This window comes from Legionella jordanis (assembly GCF_900637635.1).
Taxonomy (GTDB): Bacteria; Pseudomonadota; Gammaproteobacteria; order Legionellales; family Legionellaceae; genus Tatlockia; species Tatlockia jordanis.
In genome coordinates this window covers 3,092,925-3,118,013 of sequence record NZ_LR134383.1, presented here as the reverse complement: position 1 = coordinate 3,118,013, position 25,089 = coordinate 3,092,925, and the positions used below count along the sequence as shown (strand labels likewise).

The following is a 25,089-nucleotide window of genomic DNA, read 5'->3' as shown; positions in this document are numbered from 1 at the left end:
ATCTAGGACCTATCTTTCATGTTAGCAAAATCATTTTTAAAAATTTTGTCCTTGTGTATCTGCGTGATACTTCTTTCTCAATGCACCAAGATTGCTGAAAATCAAGCGCAAGCTCGACGCAGTAATCAGCAGGCGAGTACACCTTATACTATGCCAGCATCCGCCTATCTTGCATTGGCAAAAAATCAAAGCGGGGAAGCACAGCAAAACCTCATGCTCATGGCAGCAGGCCGCCAAATTTATGATGGTCAATGGCGCGAAGGTTTAGACAATTTGTCGCAAATGGGTGACGATTTGCCTTACGTTCAGGCTGCTGAAAAAGCAATTCTACTGGCAAAAATTGATGTAACACGCCAACAAGCACGAGCAGCCATAGCCAAGCTGTCTATGGTTCGAGACCTTAGCAGCTTACCTGATTTTTATCAAGTTCAATATCATGACATTCTGGCCAGTGCTTATGAATCCGTTGGTAATACGACCGAGTCAGTTCATGAGCGCATTAAGTTGGAACGGATCATCCCGAATGAAGAAGAGCGGCTTGCAAACAGCAAAGTGCTCTGGCTTACGCTAACCAAGCTCCCCATTGAAGAGCTTAACACTTTGGCCGTTGAAGCCAAAGACGGTTCCGATGTTCAGGGCTGGATGAAATTGGCCTTAATAGCCAGAGATCACCAAGGGAGCATGAGTTCCAATTTAGGGCAAGTTGAAGAATGGCGGCAGCAGTATCCTAATCATCCGGCCAATGTCATTTTGCCTCCGTCTCTTTCAGAAGTGAAGCCTTCTTTAACTCACCGGCCTCGGCAAATGGCACTACTCCTGCCTTTAACAGGCCCTCTGGCAGGTCCAGGCGAAGCCGTAAGGGATGGTTTCATGGCCGCTGCCAATGCTGAAGGGAATTCAACAGGAATTCGACTGTATGATACGGCCAAGGGAAATGTTACTGAACTTTATCAACAAGCTTTGGCAGAAGGCGCAGACTACATTGTCGGTCCTCTTAGCAAGCCTGATGTTGCAGCAATAGCGGATATGAATCATCCTGTTCCCACACTGTTGTTAAATGATATCGAAACCAATTTAAGCAGTAACGCCTACCGCTTTGGTCTTTCCCCGGTGAATGAAGCAAAACAAGTGGCCCTTAAAGCGGGTAAAAACGGTCATCGAAGGGCATTGGTGATTGCACCAGCTGGCGCATGGGGTGAGGAAATTGCTAATGGCTTTGGTGCACAATGGCAAACTATGGGGGGAGTCATTGTTGATAAATTAAGTTATGCAAATAATAGCGATCTTAATTTAGCCATCAAGTCTTTGCTAAAAGTCACCGACAGCCAAGAGCGAGAGAAAAAAATCAAACAATTGTTGGGTCATCGAGTTCAGGTTGCACAAACCCGCCGGCAGGATTTTGACATGATATTTCTATTGGCCTATCCCTCTAAAGCCAGGCAAATTATGCCTCTTCTTAAATATTACTACGCCGGTGACATACCCGTTTATGCGACCTCCTCTGTGTATAGCGGGAGTGTCAATGCGATGAAAGACAAGGATTTGGATGGCATTATTTTCTGCGACATGCCTTTTGTCTTTAAACATCAAATGGGCAGCAGAAATTGGCCTGAGCAGTTAAACAGCTACAATCGATTATACGCCCTGGGCATGGACAGTTTTGCTTTAGCGAATCAATTGAACCAATTACAGGTATTTCCGACAATGGGTATTCATGATAAAAGCGGCGTACTGTATCTCAATCAGGCGCAACAAGTAGCAAGAGTTCCTGCTTGGGCGCAGTTTAAGCAGGGTGTGGCTGTCCAAATGACGGAGAGCACCTAAACGATTCGACAGCCATTTGATCATGAAGTCACTTGTACAAGGAAAACATGTCAAGACAACTTGGGACTGCAGCGGAGCAGCGGGCAAAAAATTATCTTCTTGCCCAAGGTTTAAAATGGATTGGCAGCAATTACCGGTGTAGATGGGGTGAAATTGATTTGATCATGAGCGAGGGAAGCTGCCTAATATTTGTAGAGGTTCGAAGCCGCTCATCATTGTCTTTTGGCGGAGCGGCGGCCAGTATTGGCTGGGCAAAAAAGCAAAAATTACTCAAGGCCGCCTCACACTATTTGTTAGTTCACCCAAATCATAGTAAGCAACCAAGCCGTTTTGATGTGTTGAGCTTGGATGGAAGTGAAACCATTAACTGGATAAGAAATGCCTTCGGGCTCGATTTTTAATGCACTCTATTTTAACTGGGCTGGAATAGACATATGACACAAATGGAAGAAAGAGTCAGGCAGCTTTTTGGCGCGAGCATAGAAAGCCAAATTGCTGTAGCTGATGCTTTAACCACTCAAGTAGCCAAAGCGGGTCAGCGATTGGCTAATTGTTTATTGAACGATGGGAAAATACTGTTGTGTGGCAATGGTGGTTCGGCAGCCAATTGCCTCCATTTTTCAGCGGCAATGATGAGCCATTTTGAGGTGGAAAGGCCTTCTTTGCCTGCAATTGCTTTAACAAGTGACGTCTCTGCAATGACTTCGGTGGCCAATAACAGCCACTATGATCAGGTTTTTGCAAGGCAAATTCATGCTTTGGGCCAGGAAGAAGACGTCCTCATTGTTTTATCGACGTCGGGTAACGCCGACAACATTTTGCAAGCAGTTAATGCTGCGAATGACCGAGGAATGGACAGCATTGCCTTAACAGGTCGCGATGGCGGACTTTTAGCGAATCATCTCGGTCCAGAAGATATTGAACTAAGAGTCATTAATGATAATGCTGCACGCATTCGTGAAATTCATCTGTTTATTTTGCATTGTTTTTGCGATTTAATTGATCAATCTTTGTTTGGCCAAATGATGGGATAAATATGAAGTTGCGCACTATTGTTTATTTACTTATCAGTTCATTGCTTTGCAGTTGTGTTGCTGTTGTAGTGGCTGGGGCTGCTGCAGGACTGGTTGTTTATGATCGAAGAAGCATCACCACGTTAGAAAGCGATACCCGCATTTTTCATGTGATCCATAATCAACTGGTCAGCAACCCTGCTTTTGCTGATTCCAGGGTGATTGTAAGCAGTTTTAACCAGGTGGTTCTATTGGTGGGACAAGTTCCCAATATGGGCTTGCGCAGCATGGCGGAAAAAATTGCGCGAAATACGCCCAACGTGCGACGTGTGTATAATGAAATCACCGTTGCTTTCCCAATCCCTTTAAGCCAGAGAACCAAAGACACTTGGATTACCAGTCAGGTCCGCAGTTTAATGCTGACGAAAAAAGGACTTGAATCCGGCTCAATTCGCATTGTAACCGAAAATGCGGTGGTTTATTTAATGGGTATCGCAACGCATGAACAAGCCGACCTGGCAGTCAGTGTGGCAAGACAAGTTGATGGTGTGCAAAAGGTTGTAAAAGTGTTTCAATACATCGTTTGACCAGAATAGGGCAATATGAGAAAGCAAGGATGTGTAATTTTAGCCCTGAGTTTAGGCTGCAGTCTTCTTACATCTTGCCTCAGTAATGTTTGGACTGGGGCAATGTTGGTTTACGATCGCCACAATATTTATAAAAAAGTAAGTGATTACGAATTATCAGCCAATGTTCATCACCTGCTGTACGAAGGTACATTATTTAATCAGCGAAATGTGGCTATTGATGTGGCTGTTTTTAACGGTGATATATTGTTGGCAGGGCACCTACCCAATTTGCAGATGCGAGAGGAGGCCTTAAGACGCGTAAAAAGAGTTTCCGGTTATCGCCGTTTGTTTAATGAATTGGATATTAGTAATACACCTGGTAACGCCGTTCAGGACAGTTGGATTACCACGAAAATACGCAGTAGAATTTTTGCCGATTCGTCCATTGATCCCAATATTTTCAAAATTGTCACCGCCGATTGCATCGTTTATCTCATGGGAGATGTTCCTGTTGAACAAGCGAACCGCGTCATTGAAATTGCCAGAACAACCCAAGGAGTGCTCCGAGTGGTTACTTTGCTGCGATTGTATGTGCTGAAAACCACTTAAGACCGGATAGCCTTGAGGAAATGTGGTCTGAGAAAACTCAGACCACGCCGTGCTGCTCCCAACCAGGAAGTGGCTAACCTGGAGGATTACATTACTTTATCAATGGAAGCGACCTTTATCCAGTCGTTTACGCATTTTTCTTAATTTAAACGCGCGAATTAATCCCGTTGAGCTATTTAATTCCAGATCTTTCGTTTCATGATTCAATTGTGCCGGATGAGAACGGCAGTGTTTTCGGTAGGGGTGGTGATTTTTATTGTGCTTATGGTGAGAGTCATCGCCGTAACGGCTTAGCATTTTTTGCCGCATGCTCGCTGCGGTGCGTTGTTGCTTTTCAGACATGATAACTTCCTTCTGTTACAAACTGGAAAGATAGGGTAAAAACAAACACCCTATGTTAAAAATATATACAATCATTGGCCTGAATGGCAAATTATTGGCAAATGCCAAGCATGAATTACTTAGCAATATTTGTAAGAATTCCCAGGTATTGCACAATTGTGGTAAAATTCAAATGGATTGTGGACGGCTTGCCGCATCGTTAGAATGCGCAATCAATCTCAAAAATTAGTATTCCATCTAGAAGATAGAATTTTCACTCAGGTATAAAAATGAACTATGTAGTTGCTGCTTTTTACGAATTCACCCCTTTTCCTGACTATACCTCCATGAAGGAGCCGATATTAACTTTTATGAAGGAAAAAGGGATTAAGGGCACAATTATTCTTGCATCTGAAGGCATCAACGGCACAATTTGTGGCGAGCAAGAAAATTTAACTTGTTTCATCGAGCATCTTAAGCAATACCCTGGGCTTGAACAGTTAAGCTTTAAATTCAGCCAAAGCCCGTTCAATCCCTTTGATAAATCCAAAGTGAAACTACGCAAGGAAATCGTCACACTTGGCGTGGATAACGTCGACCCACATCAAATTTCCGGAACGCATGTGGAACCCGAGGAGTGGAATCAACTGATTTCAGATCCAGAAGTGCTGGTGATTGACACCCGAAATGATTATGAAGTTAAACTTGGCACATTCAAGGGTGCTATCAACCCCAAAACAGAAAACTTCAGAGATTTCCCTGACTACGTCGAAAAAAATCTGACCCAACATAAAAATAAAAAAATCGCCATGTTTTGCACGGGCGGTATACGTTGTGAAAAATCTACCGTGTATTTAAAAAATCTGGGCTTTGAAGAGGTTTATCAATTAAATGGTGGTATTTTGAACTATATTGAAAAAATGCCAAAAGAAAAATCTCTTTGGGAAGGGACCTGCTTTGTGTTTGATAATCGCGTCGCGGTTGATGATAACTTAAATGGCCTGGAAGTGGGCAGCATCGATCTTGAGTGGAAAAACAAGAACCGCAAAGCGAATACGGACCAAGACTTATAAATCTCAATAATGTTATTCTGAACACTCGAGCGCAGATTCCTCGCAACACGCTTGTGTTTTGAGGAATCCTGCGAAGACTTCTATCTGCACAGCCCGTTTACATTCTTCCCCGAGCTTGCTCGGAAGTGTTTTTTACCTCTCTGGATATAGACATGAGGCTGTTTTCAAAAATGGCAAAGCTTTTTTGCATATAATCCAAAGCCTTGTGTCCGTTTTCGACAAACACATTCATTTGTTTTTCAAACAGTTCTTCTGGTTTTCGAATTTGTTGCAAGTCTTCAGGTTTTAAATAGCTTAAATTTTGCAGGGTGCGTGCATTCAATTCCATCATATCCTGTAAAGGCTTTTGCACACGATGCATCATTGAAGACCAGTTTCCCATATAATCTTGTTGCATGATAATCTCCCTATTATGTTGCGCTGCACAATAGAAATTTAGAATACATTCTGCCTATTGTCAAGAAAGGGGCAGATTACCCCTGGCAAGGGATTAATCAGTTTGCGGATCATGGATGAGATTGCCATGCACAACTTGATGAATTTTATTTTCCAAGGAATTAATGAACTGCGTGACTTGCTGCCTTTGCTGTTCTTGCTGCCTTTGGCAAGTGATTAATTCATGGCTGACATGCAAAGCGGCTAACAATAGCGTTTGAAAATCATCCAGTGATTTGAATTTCTTTTTATTGTGCATGAGATGCTGATTTAACTTTTCAGCAGCCTGTTGAAGATTGTCCATCTCACTGTCGGGACATTTAATTTCATAAATTTTATTCATTAATTTAATTGAACATGATTTTGAGGTAGTCATTTCCTTAGCCTATACAGTGTGACAGTGCTTTATCAAATGGTAGCAATTTTGGCTTGCTCCGGCAAATCAGTTATGATTGATTATTTTCTGATAATGAGTTTATTATGCCTATCGAAAGCCAGGGTTTACATCTTCCAACCTATCAAACTTTTTTTGATGATTTGAGCGTTTTGACACTGCCTATTTCAATCAGTGAATTGCATGGCGTAATGTGCGGTTATCTTTGCGCAGGAGCCCCCGCCGAGGGCGAAGCTTACCTGCGGGCTTTAACCTTAAAGCACAACAAGGATGAGGCCACTCGCGCTGCGGCCTTGGCTATGTTTGACGTTTATGCCATCAGCCAACAACAGTTGGCTAATTTTGATTTTGAATTTCAGCTTTTGCTTCCTGATGAAGAGGAACCTTTAATCGCTCGCGCTCAAGCCTTTAGCGAATGGTGTGATGGCTTTATCCAGGGCATGACTTTAGCAGGGATTGGTTATGAGCAGCTGCAAGAAGAAGACTCTCAGGAGGCCTTGCAGCACATGCTTGAATTTGCCCAGCTGGATTATGAATCTTTGGAAGTCGATGAAGAAGATGAAAAAGCGCTCATGGAAGTGAGTGAATACGCTCGGATGGCTGTGTTACGTATCTATGGTGACATCCTGGGTGATGGCAATAAGGCCTCTACGAATACCACTCATTAATGGCACGCGCAGCAATAGGCAAGGGACAAAAATGATTACAAAAGAAGAGTATCAAGCCAGACGCAAGAAATTGGCCAAGCAACTTCATGCAAATGCAGTGGCCATTATTCCGGCCGCCAGTGAAGCCCTTCGAAGCGGGGATAGTCATTACCGTTTCCGCCAGGATAGTGATTTTTATTATCTCACCGGCTTCAATGAACCTGAGGCCATGCTGGTTATATTTTCCGGCCCTGAAGGTGAAAGTTATCTGTTTAACCGTCCTCATGATGCGGCTCAAGAGCAATGGACTGGAAGACGTTTGGGGCAAGAGGCAGCCTGTGAAGTACTGGGCGTTAACGCAGCCTTTTCCATTCACGAGCTGGAAACCCGATTAGGCGACTTATTGGCGGGTAAATCTGCGCTGTATTATGCCTTGGGGCGCTATCCCGCCTATGAGGATAAAATTTTAAATACTTTGCAGAGGGTTAAAGGGTTCATAAGGCGAGGAATTAAAGCCCCTGAGGCGGTTTATGACCTCGAACCGGTGTTGAGTGAAATGCGCTTATTCAAGAGCGAAGCTGAAATTGCTTTGATGCGCAAAGCGGCGGAAATTTCAGTGCTCGCCCATAAGCGCGCCATGCGTGCCTGCCGGGATGCACACAATGAATATCAGCTAGAAGCCGAATTGATTTATGAATTTAGCCGCGGGGGTTGCCGCAGCGTAGCTTATGACCCCATTGTTGCAAGTGGTGCCAACAGCTGCATACTTCATTACACTGAAAACAACCAAAACTTGCATTCAGGCGATTTGCTGTTGATCGACGCAGGCGGTGAGTACGCCAATTACGCAGCCGATATCACCCGGACATTCCCCATCAATGGCCGGTTCAATGCAGAGCAACGCGCCATTTACGAATTGGTTTTAAAAGCGCAGCGAGCCGGGATTGCTGCTGTAAAACCTGGTTTGCGCTGGAATGAAGTTCAACGAATCATTGTGAGAGTTTTAACAGAAGGATTGTGTGAGCTCGGTATTTTAAAAGGGGATATTGACCGCCTGATTTCCGGGGAAGCCTATAAACCCTTTTACATGCATAACTCAGGACATTGGTTAGGCCTTGATGTTCATGATGCCGGGCGTTACAAAATTGACGGTGAATGGCGCTCACTTGAGCCAGGAATGGTGCTTACGGTAGAGCCAGGTATATACATCACTGCCAATATGGCAGGGGTTGATGAGCGCTGGTGGAATATTGGTGTGCGGATTGAGGACGATATTTTAGTTTGCCAGGATGGTCATGAGAATTTAACAGCCGCATTGCCCGTTGATGTTGAAGAAATAGAGGCTTTAGTGCGTGGTTGAAAAAGAACTTGATATTTTAATTGTTGGTGGCGGGCTCACTGGGGCGGCCTTGCTGCTTGCTTTGGCAGGAAAAGGTTTTCGTGTTTTATTGATCGATAATAAACCGCTTAGCGAGAAAGCAGACATTAACTTCGACGCACGTAGTCTGGCTTTATCTCCGGCTAGTATCCGTATTTTAGAAAAGCTCAACATCTGGCCTTTGCTGGAAAATAAGGCAACGAGTATTCGCCAAATTCACGTTTCCGAGCAAAGGCAGTTTGCTGCCACACGTTTGCAAGCCAAGCCTGGAAAGGCATTAGGTTATGTAGTTGAAATGCCTTATATTAACCAAGCGCTTCAGCAACTTTTAAATAAAGATGATGTGTTAGCGCCTGCCCAATTAAGCCAATTAGACGAGGCAAGCGGAATTGCCCTGGTGACCACGCCTAATGGCCAGCAATTTAAAATTTCGGCGAAACTGGTGGTAGCAGCCGATGGCACTCATTCAGCTGTGCGCCAATTACTGAATTTGAAAACCAAAACCCATGATTACCATCAGCAAGCCATTGTTGCCAATATTGGCTTGGCTCGCACGCATGATCATGTAGCCTATGAGCGGTTTACTCCCTCAGGCCCCTTGGCAATGCTCCCGCTAACCGATAATAGAGCATCGCTGGTTTGGGCTTTGCCGCCTCAGCAGGCACAGCAGCTCATGATCGTTTCCGAAAAAGAATTTTTAAAAGCCTTGCAACAAGCCTTTGGCTATCGCTTAGGCCGTTTTTGTCGGGCCGGGGAGCGCATGCTCTTCCCTTTAAAACAAGTTCTCATGCCAACTGCCGTAAAATGGCCCTTTGTATTTGTTGGAAATGCCGTGCACACCTTGCATCCGGTAGCCGGGCAGGGATTTAACCTGGGCCTTCGCGACGTGGCCGCTTTGGCGCAATGCATTATGAATGACGGGTTAAATGAAGCCATGCTTGCTAATTACTCCTCGATGAGACGGCATGATCAACGAGCCATTGTAACATTAACCGATGGCCTCATTAAAATTTTCACCAGCCGCTTGCCTGGTATGGCGCTTGCCCGTAATGCGGGCTTAATGGCCATGGAGCATTTCACTGTTTTGAAAAAGCTGTTACGCCATTATACACAAGGTTTTGGGGGCATTACGCCCGATTTGGTCTGTGGGATTGATCTGGAGGATGGTCAATGAATCACCAGTTTGACGTCGTTGTAGTTGGAGGGGGCATCGTCGGTTTGACTGCGGCTTTGGCTATGGCCAAACGCGACTTCACAGTGGCTGTAATAGACGGTACTTCATTAATCATCGACAGCAACCGCTTTGACCCGCGCGTTTATGCAATTAATTTGGCTTCCCAGGAATTGTTTGAGCAGCTCAATGTTTGGCAACAAATAAAGCAAGAGCGGCTGTCGCCTTATCAGCGCATGCATGTCTGGGATGCCGGCAATCGTGCTCACATCGATTTTGATTCAAGAGAGGTCAAAGCCAGTGCATTGGGGCATATTCTTGAAGAAACTGTATTAAAAGAAGCCTTGTTAAAGGAAATTGCACATTGGCAAAAAGTTCATTTATTTGCTGACAGTAAAATAGAGTGCATTGAGCAGGCAAATGACCGCATCACCGTGTCTGCCGCCAATAGCAGTTGGGAAGCAAAGTTATTGATGATCGCCGATGGCGCCAATTCTCTCTGCCGGAAACTACTGAATGTAGGACTCACCTCTTGGTCTTACCATCAAGATGCCATTGTGGCTCTGGTAAAAACAGAAAAACCCCACCAAAAAACGGCTTATCAGGTATTCAATTCAGATGGGCCTCTCGCTTTTCTTCCCTTGGCGGATGAACACCTATGTTCCATCGTTTGGTCGACTACGCCAGCACATGCAAAAAAGCTTATGGCCCTTTCAGCAGAAGATTTCAATCATGAGCTGGAAAAGGCTTTTGCCAGTAAGCTGGGCAAGGTCGAAGTTCAAGGTGCCCGCTATGGTTTTCCATTGACCATGCGTCATGCCAAACAGTACAGCGGACAAAACTGGATACTCATGGGTGATGCTGCTCATACCATTCACCCATTGGCAGGCTTAGGTTTAAATGTTGGGCTTGCCGATGTGGATTGCTGGTTGCAAGCACTTGATGGTTCAAGCAACCGCATCAATCTTAAGTTGTTGGGTTTCTATCAGAGACAAAGACGATATGCCGTGTGGCAGATCATTGCCATGATGGAGGGCTTAAAAGCTGTCTTTTTAAATCCCTTAAGGGTAGTGAGCCGTTTACGGGCTTTCGGATTGTCGTTTTGTAATCGTTTGCCTCCGTTAAAAAAATTGTTCATTCAACAAGCTGCGGGCAAAAGCCTGGAGCTTTAATAACGCTCTGTTGGCCGCCTCGTAAGCTCGTAAGAAAGCTGTTTTGCCATTGAAACTCTTCTGTCGGCAGCAAATATATGGTTTAATTTTAAACATGAGTTTGCAACAAGTATTTTTAAGGTTGGTTCTCCTCCAATGAATTTGCCCCGCATGCGATGGCTTGCTGTCGTTTTTGGCATTGGCTTCGCTCTGAAACTGATAGCCGCCCCCGACAATGTTGATGGCAAAGATGCTGCCACTTATTCCTGGATGAATGCGCCGACGGAAGAAGCATCGCGTGTGTTGGCGGCGGAAGAGCGCTTGCAACAAGCTATTAATAACCCTGAGTATCTGATTAATAATTGGGTTGACTTGCCTACGGCACCGGATGCAAGCAATAAAAAACCTAAACGCCTTAGTTTGCGCGAAGCGATTCTTTTGGCGCTCCGCTACAATCCGAACATTCAAAATGCCGAACTGGATCGCATCATTCAACGATATCAAATACGTCTTGCCCATAATGAATTTGAGTTGCAATATGCCTTAGCCGGTTCGGCCGTGGCTCAAAGAACCCGATTCAGTGGCGTTGGCTCGACCAATAGCAGCAGCGCCTTGGCCACTCCTGAGCTGAATCTGAAAACTAAACTGGGTACACAACTCTCTTTAAACCTCGATAATAATGTTTCCAATTACAACAGTTTCACGCCAGTGCTTAATTTATCAATCACCCAACCTTTGCTGAGGGGATTTGGTAAAGAAGTGAATGAGGCCGGACTGCTAAATGCTTTGGACAATGAATGGCTGAACAAGCTCAATTTACAGCAATCAGTGAGTGATCAAATCACTCAGGTCATTATGGCATACCGAGCTTTAATTCTGAGCGGGAACAATTTGGAAAATCAAAGGTTGCAGCTTAAAGAAGCCCGCAGAACCTATGGGATTAATGAGAAGAAAATCAAGGCAGGGCAACTGGAACCAACGGCCAACATTCAACAATCCTACCAAATAGAATCTTTAAAGTTATTGGTTGAGCAGGCCGAGAACGATTTTCAAACGGCTGCACAGGATTTGCTGCAAACCATTGGCCTTGACCCCAAAATGCGTCTGTCGGTGCCCAGTGATGTGGCTTTGGAAAAAATAGTTATTCCTAACTTACAACAATCGATTGATTTGGCGTTAAACCACAATACCCAATTTTTGGCTCTCAAAATGCTCATCAGAGCGGATGAGCGAGCCTATAAGTTGGCTAAAAATCAGCAATTATGGCAGCTTGATGTGGGTGCTAATGTGCAAAGTGGTAATGTGACCGATGTGAACAGCGTTACCTCCAATGGTTTTCGCAATATTTACAATGGCCAGAATATAACTGAAGCCGCTCGTGTGTCATTAACGATTCCCATCCATGATTTAAATCGGCGAAGTCAATTAATCAATGCCAAGGTTAAACTGGAAAAGGACCGCTTAAATCTCATTGCGGCCAAGCGTGCATTGGAAACGAACATCACCAATATCATCAACAACATTAATAGCTTGGCAAAACGTTACCAATTAGCGCAAAAACAAGTAAAATTAGCCGCACAATCCTATGCTTTGGAAAAGAAACGATTGGAAGCGGGCATTGCAACCTCTTTGGATGTCAATAACACTCAAAATCAACTCATCCAGGCTCAAGCTGGTTTGATTAGTGCAAAAATTGCTTATCTGAATCAGTTATCCGCTTTACAACTGCTTTTGGGAACTACCCTGGAGTCCTGGCAAATTAAACTTAGGTATGGCAAATGAATCGAGTATTAAACGTTTTTATAATTGTTTTTCTGGCAAGCTGGCTTATTGCTTGTGGCAATCCGCAAAATCAGCAGAAAAAAGAGTTGCACACCTACGTCGTTAAGCCAGAACCGGTTCATAAAACCTTATTTTTCACAGGCACCATTGAACCTTTGCATGAAAGTGCAATTACTACCCCGGTGGAGGGAATCATTGAAACCATGCATCATCACTACGGACAATTTGTTAAAAAAGGTGAAGTTGTGGTGACTTTGAATTCGAATGAATTACAGAAACAATACAATGAAACCCTGACTGAATACCTTAAATCCAAGGATAATTACAGCATCGCCAAAGCAAAATTCGTCGGCACACAGGAACTTTGGGATTCTGGTCTAATGTCAAAAAACAACTACCTGAGTGAAAAATCAAGTTTAGATACAGCACGAATGACGCTTATGCAGGCTACCCGAAAATTAAGTGAAATGCTGGAAAGGATGGATGATGGTTCAACTAAAAACCTGTCCTCCTTAAGCATTGCCGAATTCGATAAGGTCAGACAGGCTTTAAGCAGCAATCATAACCGGATTCGCTTGAAAGCCCCCGCGGATGGTATTTTGCTTTACCCGCCTAAAACCAATGGTGATGACAAGTCTAATAAACTCAATGTGGGGACGCTGGTCAAATCCAATCAAGTTATTGCGCTGGTGGGTGACTTGAGCGGGGTAAGTGTAGAAATTGACGTTCCTGAAATTGATATCGATAAAATCCACTCAGGTATGCCTGCAACGATCACCGGTGTGGCTTTGGGCAAACAGACGTTGCAAGGTCAATTGGTTGCGGTTAATGTTCAGGCAAGCAATACCGGCAATGGTTCTTTGCCGTCTTTCAGTGCCGTAGTCGAAGTCAAAAACCTCACGCCTGAGCAGCGGGCATGGGTAAAAGTAGGCATGAGCGCAGCCATTGCGATTAATATTGATTCAAATAACCAGCTGCAAGTTCCCATCAGTGCGGTGAAGCAGGAAAAGGGCAGTAGCATGGTCAAAGTGCAGGCCAGTGATGGTTCTTTTTATTCCCGACCCGTGACCACAGGCGCTGCTCAGGCCAATAAAGTCATCATTGCTTCCGGTCTTAAGTCTGGAGATGTTGTGGCCTATGACTAAGGTCTTGATTGATTTAAACAGGATAAGTAAAACCTATTACCTTGAGGGTTTTAGTTCTAAAGTGTTGAAAGAGGTGTCACTAGAAGTCAAAGAGGGTGAATTGCTGGCCATTGTTGGTGCTTCAGGTTCAGGCAAATCCACATTGATGAATATAATTGGTTTGCTGGACAAGGCTGATGGTGGTGAATATCGGTTAAGAGGACAAAATGTGGCTGGCTTAAATGAAGATGATTTGGCCCAACTCCGCAACCACAGCATCGGCTTTGTCTTTCAACAATTTAATTTACTCCCAAGATTTAGCGCCGAGCAAAATGTAGCATTACCATTGACTTATCGTTCCGTTTCATCAGCTGAGATCAAAGAGCGGGTGCTTGATGCCTTAAATCAGGTGGGAATGGCTTCTTTTGCCCATCATCGGCCCACCCAATTGTCTGGTGGCCAGCAACAGCGCGTGGCCATTGCCAGAGCATTGGTGGCCGAACCGCAAGTCATTTTAGCGGATGAGCCAACGGGAGCCCTGGATTCGCGGACGGGCAGCGAAGTGATGAAACTGTTTCACAAGCTTCATGCCCAAGGGCGAAGCATCATCATGGTGACCCATGATGATCAAGTAGCCGCCCAGTGTAACCGGAGAATCACTCTTGCGGATGGTGAAATAGTTGCGGAGCATTATCAATGAATTGGCTTCGCTATCTTTCCCAGGCGATCATCAACTTGAGTGCTGCCAAATTGCGCTCTCTACTGGCCGTGTTGGGTATTCTTGTAGGAACGGCTGCGGTGGTGGCTTTAATCAGCTGTGGTGAGCTTGCCACCCAAAAAGCCTTGGAGCAGTTTAAAGCTTTGGGAACCGATTTGCTTGCGGTCTCTGTTTTTCAACAGGCACCCGGAAAATCAAGCAGCGGTGAAGATCAGCTTTCACTGGAGCTTTGGCGGCAAATTCCAGAACGGATTTCAACGGTAAAAAAAATTGCTCCCTATGGTACGTCTTATCAATCGATGAGTTTTCAAGGCAAAACCCTGCAAGGGGCAATTATTGGTGCAGATGAGTCTTTGGCAGACATCGTTCATATTGAATTGGCGCGCGGCCATTTTGTCTCTTTTCTACAATCGTTTGAGCACTATTGTGTGATTGGGGATGGCTTGGCCAGGCAACTGCAAGAGATCACTTTGGATGACCCAATTGGCAAGCAAATCCGTATTGGTCAGGCTTTATATAGCATTATTGGTGTGGCTAAGCCCTGGAAGGAAAATGGTTTTTTTAATGAAGACGTCAATCAAGCAGTAATCATCCCCATTGCTGGTTTGCCGCTGGTGGCTAAGGACAGCAAAATTGCCAATGCCGTTTTGAAGCTGCAAGAGGATGGCCCAATCGATGGCAGCATCGATCAGATAAAGCAAATCATCAATGCTCAAAATCCAAAATTAAATGTTTTTGCCCGCAGCGCAAAGCAAATCATATCCAGCATGGAAAGCCAAGGCCATATTTTTACCTTACTGCTGGCCGTGATCGGTGGCATTTCTCTGCTGGTGGGCGGTATCGGCGTGATGAACGTCATGCTGGTTTCAGTCAGTGAACGAAAAAAAGAAATTGGCATTCGCAAAGCCGTAGGCGCCAAAAATCGTGAAATTCAGGCTCTGTTCCTGATGGAGTCGATTATGCTGGCACTTTTGGGGGGTATTTTGGGGGTGATCCTGGGATTAATCTTCACCTGGATTGTGGCTTATTTTAGCCACTGGACGTTCAGCCTGTTGCTACTACCACCTCTGGCGGGATTTGCTGTTTCTGTGGCTACTGGTGTTTTCTTTGGTTTTTACCCGGCAAGGCGAGCTGCCAAACTGGAACCTGTGGTTTCACTAAGAAGTGAATAAAACCTGAATTATTTTGACGATGAAAAGTCAACTGAACTATAGTTAAACTCTATTTTTGCCGAAAGTAAGGGAGATTTACAATGGCGGTTCAACACTACGATGCGATCATTTTAGGGGGAGGCAAGGGAGGTAAAACACTGGCGATGGATCTGGCCAAAAGAGGCCAAAAAATAGCCATGGTTGAAGACAACCAAATTGGTGGAACTTGCATTAATGTGGCTTGCATTCCCACAAAAGCCCTCGTGCAATCCGCAAAAATTGCCCACTACTGCCGCCAAGCTTCAGACTATGGTTTGCAAGCCAGTCTGGATAAGGTGGATTTCAAAGCCGTACGCGCTCGTAAAGACAAGATAGTAAAAGGCATGCGGGAAGCCAATTTAAAGCAGTTCATCGACTCTGGGATGGATTTGATTCTTGGGCGGGCTCACTTTATTGAGCACAAAACCCTTGAAGTTGAATTGAGTAGCCCAAGAGAAGGGCTACAGCAACTGCACATCAGCGCTGAGAAAATTTTTATCAATACTGGCGCTTTGCCATTTATTCCCGCCATTCCAGGTATTGAGGAGGTCAATTACCTGTGCAATGACAGCCTAATGAATTTAGACCGCGTCCCAGAGCACTTGCTCATTATTGGCGGCGGCTACATTGGCCTTGAGTTTGCCCAAATATTTCGCCGATTTGGTGCAGAGGTAACGGTCATTGAAGCCGCTCCTCAGTTTCTTAGCCGCGAAGACAAGGATATTGCCGAAGAAGTGCTTGAGCTTTTGCAGAAGGAAGGCATAGGCTTTGCCATCAACAGCAGCATTAAACGCGTATACCAGAAAGGCCAAGGCATAGCCATTGAGGTAACCCAGCATGGGCAAACCAAAATCATAGAGGGCAGCCACGTATTAGTTGCGGTCGGACGTGTTCCCAATACCAGGGGATTGAACTTGGATAAAACTGACGTGGAGATGGATGAGCGTGGGTTTGTTAAAGTAAATGAATTTCTTGAAACAACGGCAGAAGGCATTTGGGCTATCGGAGATGTCAAAGCCGGACCACAATTTACACATTTGTCTTTGGATGATTATCGTTTGTTAAAACACAATTTAGACCATCCAAACCACAAACTCTCCTCAGAAGGCCGATTGGTACCCTATACTGTGTTCCTTGATCCGGAACTGGCGCGCATTGGTATAACTGAGGCTCAGGCGCGTGCCCAGGGTCGTCCGATAAAAGTTGCCAAAATTCCAGCGGCGGTGATTCCCCGGGCCAAAACTCAGGGGGAAACAGCCGGTTTGTTAAAAGCGGTGATTGATGCCAAAACGGATCAAATCCTTGGTGTGTCAATTCTTTGTGCCGAAGCCGGTGAAATTTTGGCTGTAATTCAATTGGCCATGGAGTTGGATATACCTTACCAAAAATTAAGGGATCTGATGTTCGCCCACCCAACTTTAGTTGAAGGGATAAATCAGTGGTTTGCCAATGTTTATGAAGTTGAACCACAATAATGGATTTCAAAGCCCCTTGCTTTCGGCAGGGGCAAACCAACTTTTACCTTTAAGCAGGCGTGCAACCATCATACTGCTCACGGCATCGCCGGTTACATTGAGCATGGTGGCCAATGGGTCAATTAAGATGCTTATCGTGGCCACAGCCAGTAAAACACTGGGCGGGAAACCGTAGACGCTGAGGATTAACAGTTCGCCAAGCATGCCTCCACTTGGAATGGCGCCCATTACGGTGCCGACCAGCAAAGAAATGAGCACAGCCGTCAATATGACCGAAACCCCACTAAAATCAAGATGAAACAAGCCAAACAAAAAAGCAATCTTAACGACAGCGCCAAGAACTGAACCGTCTTTATGAATCATGGCGCCCATGGGAATTACCGTTTCATAAACTTCAGGAGAAACCCGCATGCTGCGAGTAGCAGCCAAATTAGCGGGGATACTCGCAGCACTGCTGCATGTTGCAATGGACGTTGCCAGCGGAAGAAACACATTCCGCCAGAACAATTTAACCCCTTTTGCTTGCGCAGCCAAATAGGCATAGACAGTAAATGCTGCAACAAAATAAATGATAGCTGCTGCATAGTAGATTAGAAAAATTCGCAAATAACTTTCAATAAGTTTTGGCCCAATGTCGCTGAGCATCACTGCAAAATAGGCAAAAAAACCAATGGGGGCATACCACATGATGAGGGAAAAAAAACGCATGAAAATGGCTTCACCAGCCTGCAGGAAATTAGCAAAAGGCCGCCCTTTTTCACCTACCCCCAAAATGGAAAGCCCAAGCAGAATAGAAAAAATAATCAGAGGCAGGATATGTTCCGGTGACAGCAATTGGCTCAGATCAGAGACGGAAAAAATCCCAACAATTTGCTCACTTAAATGATTGGGTGCAAGATTAGCCGGTTTTGCAAGCAACACACTGACCTTCTGTGCAGGAGGAAAAAGTTCAACAACGACAAGCATGTAAAATGCGGCAATGATTCCGGTAAACAGAAATACCGACATCATATAAAATAGCATTTTTCCAAGTTTTGAAAGAGTCCCTGTCCTAACAATGGCCGAGGAGACGCTGAAAAAAATTAAAGGTACAATGGCCGTAAAAATTAAATTAATAAAAATATCGCCTAATGGTTTTAACCCTTTGGCTTGTTCACCAAAGAAATAACCCATACAGCCACCCAAAATAATCGCGGCCAATAAGAGACCCGGAAATACATAAGGCTTTAATTTTTGATATACGGAACTCACAGGCTAAATTTCCTCGTGATTGGTTGGCAAGCTCTGGAGGCTCGAACGCGGCTTGAGCAAAATTATCAACCAAATAAAATTGCGGCACCAGATTAACAAGAAATTTTTTTCATCAGTAATATCTTTGCCCGTAGTTACTTATTTTTTAATTCTTGCCATCGGAAACAGCAAGTTAAGTGGTCATTCACCATTCCGGCAGCTTGCATCAAGGCATAGCAAGTGGTGGGGCCGAGGAAGGAGAAACCATCTTTTTTCAACTGCTTGGCCATTTGGATGGATTCAGGGGTAATAGCAGGAACTTCCGATAAACTATGCCATTTGTTTTCAATGGTTTTACCTTCAGTAAATTGCCACAGGTAGTCCACGACATTTTCGCGTTCGGCAATCTTCAAAAAACACTGGGCATTATTCCGCAAGGATTGCAATTTTAAGCGATTGCGAATTATCCCTTCATGATTCAACCATTGTTTAAGATGTTCGTCCGTTAGCCTTGCCAGCTTTTCAGGGGAGAAATTAAAAAAAGCCTGGCGCATCGCTTCTCTTTTTTTCAAAACAGTAAACCAGTTAAGCCCGGCCTGCATGGCTTCAAGAATAATCATTTCAAACAATTTGCCTGGGTCGCGAAGCGGTACTCCCCATTCCTGATCGTGGTAGAGCACATAGAGAGGATCGCGGTTAGCCCACTGACAGCGTTGCATCATAACCTCATTGGAAATTGGGAGGGATCCCTCCCAAATGGTTAAGCTTTTTTAGTAAAATACTTATGAAGTTTGTAGGGTAGAGGCATGCGATCCGATTGCAGAGCCACAGCAAAATGTTCATTGTCCAGCTCGTATAAGCAAACCCAAAAATCTTCATCAGGTTCGGAAATTGGATTGCCGGATAGATAACGAAGGGCTTTATTTCCTACTTCCAAAGCATCTTCTGCAGATTGTCCTTCAAAGGGACCCACGGCAAAAACCCAATTGAGTTCAGTATTGTACTGATGGATTTCATAATCGATGTAAAGGTGATCAATCAATTGTTGAGCCTGGGAAACGCCCTGGGCTTTAATCGCACTTACGCTGGGGCACACAGGAGGTGCTTTAAATGCCGCAAAGGATGATCCTGCTAAAAGCAGGGCGCCAGTAAAAGCAATAAACTTGGCTTTAAACTTCATGTATATACTCCCTGTTAGAACGGTTTAAGTCTGGCAGCCTAGCAAGGCTCGGTAATTCTTGCAAGGATAATTTCAGGGTTATAAGTGAGCCTTAGAATGACAACCCTAGAGCGAATCAAAGGTCCATTTTCCGAGGATAAATACCACATTTCCTGCTCCTTTTGCTCCAGGTATATAGGTTCCTAGCAGACTTAAATGACCATAGTTAAATGACAACCAGGGGAGCAAACCTGGAAAGGGGATGCCATGAAAGATATCGGGACGCTGGGTGACTAAAACGGTGTAACCGGCACCTAAGCGCGTGTTTTGACCTAGGTGGGCAACCTTAAGGAAGGCATAGCCGACAGCTGGTTCAATATTCTTATGGGAATCTAGAAAAGCAATGGCAAAAACTCCATGCCAATCCCCATCCTCATCATAAAATCCCTTGCCTAAGCCTCCACCAAAAGCCAGTTCATTATAGCTGTCCAGTTTATGTTTGGGGTAGGTGTAGCGATTGTGCCAAGCATAGCCAGTCACATACAGTTCATTATTCCCCTCATTCCAAATCTGATGGGAACGACGGCAAATGCCTTGAAACCAGGAAGGCCATTTTGAACAGCTCTCTGAATATTGCCCAGCCCCTGCAGAATGCAGGCCAAGCAGGAAAATTAAATAAATAAAAAATGTTTTCATCAGTGATAGATTGCTGAAAAAAGCCTGGCATGTTTCATGCAGAAATAAGGCTTAATAGGTCTTTTTACTAACGATGATAAGGCTAGCACTTAGACTAATTCATCTATTTTGAGAGCATACTATCATGGACTTGTTTCGCAAAAAAGCCGTGGCTGAGATGCAAGCAATAAATCCTGATTTATTACAAGTTCTCTCTGCGCTGGACTTAATTTTTTTAGGTGTGGGAGCCATCATTGGAGCAGGGATTTTCGTCCTGACCGGTATTGTCGCTGCCACTCAGGCAGGTCCTGCCATCATCCTGTCTTACGTCATCGCAGGTTTTGCCTGCGCGTTCGCTGCCTTATCTTATGCCGAGTTGGCTGCTGCGGTAGGCGGTTGTGGTAGTGCTTATGGATACGCCTATGTTGGCTTTGGTGAAATCATTGCCTGGATTGTCGGATGGGATTTGCTTTTAGAATACTCTATTTCTGTTTCTGCAGTTTCAGTAGGCTGGAGTGGTTACTTTAATGATTTTTTAAAAGCCATTCATCTTGGTTTACCCAAAGATTTTATATTTGGCCCTGGAAACGGGGGTATATTCAATTTAGCGGCTTTTACGATCATTGTGCTGCTGGGGATTCTTTTAAGTTTAGGGGTTAAATTCAGTTCCCGCTTTAATAACCTCATGGTCATAATCAAACTTCTTGTCATTGTGTTATTTATCGTGGTCGCCATTACCGACGTTAAACCGGAAAATTGGTTTCCGTTTATGCCCTTTGGCTGGCAAGGCGTCGTGGAAGGCGCCTCACTCATCTTTTTTGCCTACATAGGCTTTGATGCGGTGTCGACAACCGCTGAAGAGGCCATTAATCCACAACGAGATTTACCCATTGGCATAATTGGTTCCCTGCTAATTTGCACGGTGTTATACATCATTGTTTCTGGCTTACTAACGGGCATTGCTCACTATTCAAGTTTGAATGTGGCTTCACCCATCAGCCATACGCTTCTCATGCTAGGACATCGCTTTGTTGCCGGTCTGATAGGAGTGGGTGCTGTTGCCGGCTTAACGACGGTGATGCTGGTGCTTTATTACGGTTTAACGCGTGTGTTTCTGGCCATGGCGCGAGACGGTTTGCTTCCTCCATTTTTTTTCGTAACCAACTCCTACACACGCACTCCCATCCGTATTATTGTACTGTGTGGCATTGTCATGTCTTTAACGGCAGGATTGGTCCCAATCGATGAGCTTGCGCAGTTGGTGAATGTGGGTACATTGTTTGCCTTCATCGTGGTTTGTCTAGGCGTACTGATCCTACGTTATACCCGCCCTGACATTGAACGTCCTTTTAAAACCCCCTTAATGCCTATCGTGCCTATCTTGGGCGTTTTAAGTTGCGCTTATTTATTGTTCAATTTACCGTGGGTGACAATGTTGCGCTTCGGGATTTGGATGGCTTTCGGTTTGATAATTTACTGGGTTTACAGTCGATATTACAGCCATCTTAATTTAAAAAAAGAAAGATAGGCCAGCTCATCAATTCAATAAGCCGGCTCAATCTCAAATCAATTTTCTATTGAGGGTTAGTTTTTCCAAGACTGCCCTTATTGTCTGGAACACTAGGTTTGTCCTCAGTTGCCCTGGCTAAAATCCCCCACTTGCTAAGGCTTTGGGCAAACTGAGTATATGGCTTCTGGGGAATGGGCCTAATTGGGAGCATTGTCCGGTCAGTTGGACTTGGGGTCACCGCTTCATCACTGCGTTGAATCAGGTGGTTCACAACCTCCCTCTGTTGGCCCGCATAATGGGGTGCTTGCTCTTTACTTGTTTTTTGCCCGGCAATGCTTTGGATTAAACCCGCGATTGCGATTTTTTGCTGCGCAATTTGCAATTCTGAAGCCTCTATTTTTGTATTCAGTTGCTCAATGCACTGCTTTAAGCGGACGATTTCATTCCTTTGCCCATCGATGTGATAGTCTGAAGCTTCCATTCTTGCTTGTTGTTCTGTGGCAATTTTCCACAAGGCTTGGATGTCTAATTTAAGCCGGACAATTTCGAGATTCACATCGGAACTCGGCAGGTTTGTATGTTGCATAGGGGGAGACTGGGTCGCGGCCTCGCCATACCATGTGCTCAAATCGGCTTCTGCAACTGGAGCATTATTGTTGTTCAGAAGATTATTTATATTGCCATAAGAGATTTTTGATGTTGCAGGGGACTGTTTTTCTGTACTCAGCCTGCTGTCATTGACCAAGGTTACAGAAGGGGTGCTCTCAATGGCAATCCGTTTTAGAGGGGTTACTGGGTTGTTGGTATTATTGACTGCATTAAGTTCGGATTCTCGGCGTTTGCTTCCTTGGTTTTTAATCAGGCAAACTTTTAAATTCTTGGTCAAATCCATATACTGCTCTAAGGGCAAAAGATCATTTTCTATGCCGAAGTCAGACAACATATTTTGCGCATTTTTTTGCGCGAAATTGTAGAATGCTTGTAAATCTACAATACGAAAGGAAATATAATTATTGTCTTGGGTATTGGCTTTCCTGATTAAACCCTGCCCTTCTAGTAAGCGAAGCCGCGCTTCAAAGCATTTTCTTTTATTTGCCCTGAACCGGTTTTCTTCGCAAGACGTTTTATCGGGGAAAATTTTGGTCTGCAAAACAATTTCCGGTAATATCTCCACACTGAAATTGAAAAAATCCTTTAAGGGAAGATAAATCTCTCCAAGAGTATCTTTTTGCAGCTTTTCCTTTGCCAGCATTTTGAAGGCAATATAAGCTATGACTGGCAGGAATTTGTAGGTGTTTTCAGTCGCTAATAAATTATTGATGACGTATGTTTTTCTTTCAGAAAGCATAAATGGAATTAAAAATGTTTAAACTCTTTGCATTCTATAATCCTCATCAATTTCCTTGAATGGGTAGTATTACCCAACTTTGTTTTAGTGAAGATGATTTTTTCTCAATAGCTTGGTCGGTGAAGTAAGAATGAGAGTTTTATACGGTGCACCAGCCTCTGTTTTTGTACGCAAAGTGGCAATTTTACTGGAAGAAAAAGGGGTTGGTTTTGTGGTTGACCCGGTTAATCCGATGCTTGAGACTTCTGCAGAGTTTAAAAGCATCAGCCCCCTTGGCAAAATTCCAGTATTTAGAGACGGTGATTTCACCGTGGCGGATTCTTCAGCCATTTGCAGCTATATCGAAGCGAAGTATCCTGCCCCCCCTTTTTATCCCAAAACAGCTGAGGAGTTGGCAAAAGCCCTTTGGTATGAAGAGTTTGCAGATACAGCCCTATTTCAAGCCATAGCACCTTGCTATTATCAAGCCGTTTTAGTGCCTCTCTACCGAAACCGGGTTCCGGACGAGCAATCCATTCAGCGGGCATTAATGCAGCAATTACCCCCAGTTGCGGATTATTTGGAAAGGCAGCTCATTGATAAGCGGCATCTTGTAGGCCATGAATTTAGTATTGCGGATGTGGCCGTGGTTTCAATTTTTTTGAACATGCATGCAGCCGGGTTCTCTTTGCCTGAAGGAAAATGGCCCTGCTTATCCAGCTACCTTAAGCTGCATTTCCAAAGACCAAGTGTCCTTTTTTGCACGCAGGACCTGCACAAAGAAGTACAAAGGGCTGAGGCTAGGAAAGCTCAGGGGTTTGAGGATTCCCAGCTTGCTTCACCAGCCCAATAGGATGTTCTGAAGTTCGCTACTGATTGGGGCAACCGGCTTGGTGGTAGAGCACTAAAGCATTATAAATGGCCGAATAATTCTCAAATGAATTGATGTTGGCTTTAATGTGATCGAACACGGCATTGGTGCGGACGCAATTTCCTGGTTCTGAAATGTTGGAGTGGTCACCGGTTTGTTTTTTGTAAGAGATAAATGATGTTCCACAATGCAAATGCGGTCGTTTAGCCCCGGCATTGCCCAGAAAATCTTCATTGCCGCAAAATGTTTTTTTAAAATTTAAATTGGCATGTAAGCCAGCAGAAGCCATTACAGGTAATGCCATCAACAAAGCAATAAGTTTAGGTTTCATATCAATCACTTAAGGGAATAAAGCTGCGGAAATTAGCACATAAAAATTTAATTTGAAACGGTTTAAAACGGATTTTTTACTAGAGAGTCAATAGAGCATCAATAGCTTGTTGGCTGTCGTTTTCATGCGCAATAAATGGGATTGCTACTGCAAAGCCAAGGTGTTCCGCTGCCTTTAGGAAGGATTCTGCATGCAGGATGGTTTTAATTGATTGCTCGATACGAGAAAGGGCTATCTCATCGGTATACTTTAAATTCCAGTTGTTATGTCTTAGCATTTGTTTAAGGCTTAAGTGCAAAGCATATTTTAAAATATACAGACTATCTGGTTTTTCCTGTCTCCAATAAGCTAAATCAAGCTGTTGCTTGTCCCGGTAAAGCTGCGTAAATTGGTAGTATTCTTCACTAAAATCGTCATCGAGGATGGCTGCCTCCCCAAGTGCGCACTCGCAACGGAAAAACACAAGGCTTTGCTTCTCCTGCGAAGCAGTAGCAAGGTGAAAGCAACCCTGGAAAATACTGGGACTGTCCCAAATTGCCACTAAGATTAATGTTTCAATGATTACTGGTTCTTCAGTTGCTGCAGTCATGATTTGGCTTAAAAAAACCTCGGTTCTTTGGATACGCCAAACTCCAAACCCAGATATTTTTTATCGTTTAGGCTTGAGCACAGCAGATCAAAAGAAGCTGAGTAATCATCACTCTTTGGAATGATGATGTGAGCCATTTTTCTACTGGCATTGATTTGCTCATTTAAGGGTTTAAGGATGGTTTCGTACAACTTAATTGTAGCCGTCGCATCATCGTCTTTTTTTCTTTTCATTAAATTGATAAGGCAAGTCTCAGGATCCGTTTCAAAGAAAATTTTGATTTTAAATTCATGGCCAGATAAGTGTTCAAGCCGGTCGTTAAGGAACAAGCGATGGCCGACCAGTAAAACCAAACCTTCTGCACGTGCAAGATCAGCAAGTATTTCCGCGTGGCTCTCAGGTGAATCTTGCTCATAAATCATGGTTACGGGAAGCGAAATTCGTTTCCGTAACTCAAGGGCAAACTGTTTTACATTTGATTCTAAGGGACCGCAAATGGCAACCACAAACATAAATAATCCTT

28 protein-coding genes are annotated in these 25,089 nt (G+C 44.3%); 17 read left to right on the top strand and 11 right to left on the bottom strand.

The features are described from left to right. The first annotated feature begins 18 nt into the window (after positions 1-18). Genes EL203_RS14175 through EL203_RS14155 form a run of 5 tightly spaced genes read left to right on the top strand, consistent with a single transcriptional unit; the run spans position 19 to position 4,015 of the window. The gene (locus EL203_RS14175; protein ID WP_058471604.1) at positions 19-1,824 is read left to right on the top strand and encodes a penicillin-binding protein activator; all 1,806 of its coding nucleotides are present in this window, start codon (positions 19-21) and stop codon (positions 1,822-1,824) included. A 47-nt stretch (positions 1,825-1,871) separates the two neighbouring features. Next, a complete protein-coding gene (locus EL203_RS14170; protein ID WP_058471605.1) occupies positions 1,872-2,225 on the top strand; it encodes a YraN family protein in 354 nt (117 codons plus the stop codon). A gap of 33 nt (positions 2,226-2,258) precedes the next feature. Continuing rightward, positions 2,259-2,858, top strand: a complete 600-nt coding sequence (locus EL203_RS14165) for a D-sedoheptulose-7-phosphate isomerase (protein WP_082647184.1) — start codon at positions 2,259-2,261, stop codon at positions 2,856-2,858. A 2-nt stretch (positions 2,859-2,860) separates the two neighbouring features. Beyond that, positions 2,861-3,424 carry a BON domain-containing protein gene (locus EL203_RS14160; RefSeq protein WP_122224951.1) on the top strand — a complete coding sequence of 188 codons (564 nt, stop codon included), beginning with the start codon at positions 2,861-2,863 and terminating at the stop codon, positions 3,422-3,424. A gap of 15 nt (positions 3,425-3,439) precedes the next feature. Then, complete coding sequence (locus EL203_RS14155; RefSeq protein WP_058471607.1) at positions 3,440-4,015, top strand: BON domain-containing protein; 576 nt, start codon at positions 3,440-3,442, stop codon at positions 4,013-4,015. Between the two features lie 99 nt (positions 4,016-4,114). Here EL203_RS14155 and EL203_RS14150 read toward each other — a convergent pair whose 3' ends face one another. Further along, on the bottom strand, positions 4,115-4,357 hold the full coding sequence (locus tag EL203_RS14150) for a hypothetical protein (protein WP_058471608.1): 243 nt from the start codon (positions 4,355-4,357) through the stop codon (positions 4,115-4,117). 269 nt (positions 4,358-4,626) lie between these two features. On the opposite strand from EL203_RS14150, the gene trhO reads away from it, so the two are divergent. Continuing rightward, on the top strand, positions 4,627-5,409 hold the full coding sequence (gene trhO / locus EL203_RS14145) for an oxygen-dependent tRNA uridine(34) hydroxylase TrhO (protein ID WP_058471609.1): 783 nt from the start codon (positions 4,627-4,629) through the stop codon (positions 5,407-5,409). 97 nt (positions 5,410-5,506) lie between these two features. Here the strand turns inward: trhO and EL203_RS14140 are convergent, their stop codons facing one another. Both EL203_RS14140 and EL203_RS14135 read right to left on the bottom strand, forming a co-directional pair. Beyond that, positions 5,507-5,806 carry a hypothetical protein gene (locus tag EL203_RS14140; protein ID WP_058471610.1) on the bottom strand — a complete coding sequence of 100 codons (300 nt, stop codon included), beginning with the start codon at positions 5,804-5,806 and terminating at the stop codon, positions 5,507-5,509. A gap of 93 nt (positions 5,807-5,899) precedes the next feature. Further along, positions 5,900-6,220 carry a cell division protein ZapA gene (locus tag EL203_RS14135; protein ID WP_058471611.1) on the bottom strand — a complete coding sequence of 107 codons (321 nt, stop codon included), beginning with the start codon at positions 6,218-6,220 and terminating at the stop codon, positions 5,900-5,902. Between the two features lie 104 nt (positions 6,221-6,324). Here EL203_RS14135 and EL203_RS14130 point away from each other — a divergent pair, with 104 nt between their 5' ends. From EL203_RS14130 to EL203_RS14090, 9 genes are all read left to right on the top strand, one after another. After that, positions 6,325-6,906: a UPF0149 family protein gene (locus EL203_RS14130; RefSeq protein ID WP_058471612.1), complete on the top strand. Its 582-nt coding sequence runs from the start codon at positions 6,325-6,327 to the stop codon at positions 6,904-6,906. Positions 6,907-6,937: 31 nt separating this feature from the next. Then, positions 6,938-8,245 carry a Xaa-Pro aminopeptidase gene (gene pepP, locus EL203_RS14125; RefSeq protein WP_058471613.1) on the top strand — a complete coding sequence of 436 codons (1,308 nt, stop codon included), beginning with the start codon at positions 6,938-6,940 and terminating at the stop codon, positions 8,243-8,245. Beyond that, positions 8,238-9,437 carry a 2-octaprenyl-6-methoxyphenyl hydroxylase gene (gene ubiH / locus EL203_RS14120; protein WP_058471614.1) on the top strand — a complete coding sequence of 400 codons (1,200 nt, stop codon included), beginning with the start codon at positions 8,238-8,240 and terminating at the stop codon, positions 9,435-9,437. The genes pepP and ubiH overlap by 8 nt, the downstream gene beginning before the upstream one ends. Then, on the top strand, positions 9,434-10,606 hold the full coding sequence (locus EL203_RS14115; RefSeq protein WP_058471615.1) for an FAD-dependent monooxygenase: 1,173 nt from the start codon (positions 9,434-9,436) through the stop codon (positions 10,604-10,606). The genes ubiH and EL203_RS14115 overlap by 4 nt, the downstream gene beginning before the upstream one ends. A gap of 249 nt (positions 10,607-10,855) precedes the next feature. Further along, entirely contained in the window at positions 10,856-12,367 is a 1,512-nt protein-coding gene (locus EL203_RS14110) for a TolC family protein (protein ID WP_232004104.1), read from the top strand. Further along, positions 12,364-13,512: an efflux RND transporter periplasmic adaptor subunit gene (locus EL203_RS14105; protein ID WP_058471616.1), complete on the top strand. Its 1,149-nt coding sequence runs from the start codon at positions 12,364-12,366 to the stop codon at positions 13,510-13,512. The genes EL203_RS14110 and EL203_RS14105 overlap by 4 nt, the downstream gene beginning before the upstream one ends. Next, positions 13,505-14,191: an ABC transporter ATP-binding protein gene (locus EL203_RS14100; RefSeq protein ID WP_183145237.1), complete on the top strand. Its 687-nt coding sequence runs from the start codon at positions 13,505-13,507 to the stop codon at positions 14,189-14,191. Before EL203_RS14105 ends, EL203_RS14100 begins: the two co-directional genes overlap by 8 nt. Next, positions 14,188-15,381: an ABC transporter permease gene (locus EL203_RS14095; protein ID WP_058471617.1), complete on the top strand. Its 1,194-nt coding sequence runs from the start codon at positions 14,188-14,190 to the stop codon at positions 15,379-15,381. The genes EL203_RS14100 and EL203_RS14095 overlap by 4 nt, the downstream gene beginning before the upstream one ends. A gap of 80 nt (positions 15,382-15,461) precedes the next feature. After that, positions 15,462-16,874 (top strand): mercuric reductase, encoded by a 1,413-nt coding sequence (locus EL203_RS14090; RefSeq protein WP_058471618.1) that lies wholly within the window; start codon positions 15,462-15,464, stop codon positions 16,872-16,874. Positions 16,875-16,880: 6 nt separating this feature from the next. Here the strand turns inward: EL203_RS14090 and EL203_RS14085 are convergent, their stop codons facing one another. The 4 genes from EL203_RS14085 to pagP all read right to left on the bottom strand — a co-directional run bounded on the left by EL203_RS14085 (position 16,881) and on the right by pagP (position 19,959). After that, a complete protein-coding gene (locus tag EL203_RS14085) occupies positions 16,881-18,125 on the bottom strand; it encodes a dicarboxylate/amino acid:cation symporter (RefSeq protein ID WP_058471619.1) in 1,245 nt (414 codons plus the stop codon). A 134-nt stretch (positions 18,126-18,259) separates the two neighbouring features. Further along, positions 18,260-18,826 carry a DNA-3-methyladenine glycosylase I gene (locus tag EL203_RS14080; RefSeq protein ID WP_058471620.1) on the bottom strand — a complete coding sequence of 189 codons (567 nt, stop codon included), beginning with the start codon at positions 18,824-18,826 and terminating at the stop codon, positions 18,260-18,262. Between the two features lie 38 nt (positions 18,827-18,864). Next, on the bottom strand, positions 18,865-19,284 hold the full coding sequence (locus tag EL203_RS14075; RefSeq protein WP_058471621.1) for a DUF4949 domain-containing protein: 420 nt from the start codon (positions 19,282-19,284) through the stop codon (positions 18,865-18,867). Between the two features lie 105 nt (positions 19,285-19,389). Beyond that, entirely contained in the window at positions 19,390-19,959 is a 570-nt protein-coding gene (gene pagP / locus EL203_RS14070) for a lipid IV(A) palmitoyltransferase PagP (RefSeq protein WP_058471622.1), read from the bottom strand. 124 nt (positions 19,960-20,083) lie between these two features. Here pagP and EL203_RS14065 point away from each other — a divergent pair, with 124 nt between their 5' ends. Further along, positions 20,084-21,466, top strand: coding sequence for an amino acid permease (locus tag EL203_RS14065; protein WP_058471623.1), 1,383 nt, complete (start codon positions 20,084-20,086; stop codon positions 21,464-21,466). 46 nt (positions 21,467-21,512) lie between these two features. On the opposite strand, the gene EL203_RS14060 is transcribed toward EL203_RS14065, so the two are convergent. Next, on the bottom strand, positions 21,513-22,796 hold the full coding sequence (locus tag EL203_RS14060) for a hypothetical protein (protein ID WP_058471624.1): 1,284 nt from the start codon (positions 22,794-22,796) through the stop codon (positions 21,513-21,515). 130 nt (positions 22,797-22,926) lie between these two features. Between EL203_RS14060 and EL203_RS14055 the strand changes: the two genes are divergently transcribed. After that, positions 22,927-23,628 carry a glutathione S-transferase family protein gene (locus EL203_RS14055; protein ID WP_058471625.1) on the top strand — a complete coding sequence of 234 codons (702 nt, stop codon included), beginning with the start codon at positions 22,927-22,929 and terminating at the stop codon, positions 23,626-23,628. A 16-nt stretch (positions 23,629-23,644) separates the two neighbouring features. Here the strand turns inward: EL203_RS14055 and EL203_RS14050 are convergent, their stop codons facing one another. The 3 genes from EL203_RS14050 to EL203_RS14040 all read right to left on the bottom strand — a co-directional run bounded on the left by EL203_RS14050 (position 23,645) and on the right by EL203_RS14040 (position 25,078). After that, entirely contained in the window at positions 23,645-23,977 is a 333-nt protein-coding gene (locus EL203_RS14050) for a hypothetical protein (RefSeq protein WP_058471626.1), read from the bottom strand. 79 nt (positions 23,978-24,056) lie between these two features. Beyond that, entirely contained in the window at positions 24,057-24,566 is a 510-nt protein-coding gene (locus EL203_RS14045) for a hypothetical protein (RefSeq protein WP_058471627.1), read from the bottom strand. An 8-nt stretch (positions 24,567-24,574) separates the two neighbouring features. Next, a complete protein-coding gene (locus tag EL203_RS14040; protein ID WP_058471628.1) occupies positions 24,575-25,078 on the bottom strand; it encodes a nucleoside/nucleotide kinase family protein in 504 nt (167 codons plus the stop codon). Positions 25,079-25,089: the final 11 nt, after the last annotated feature.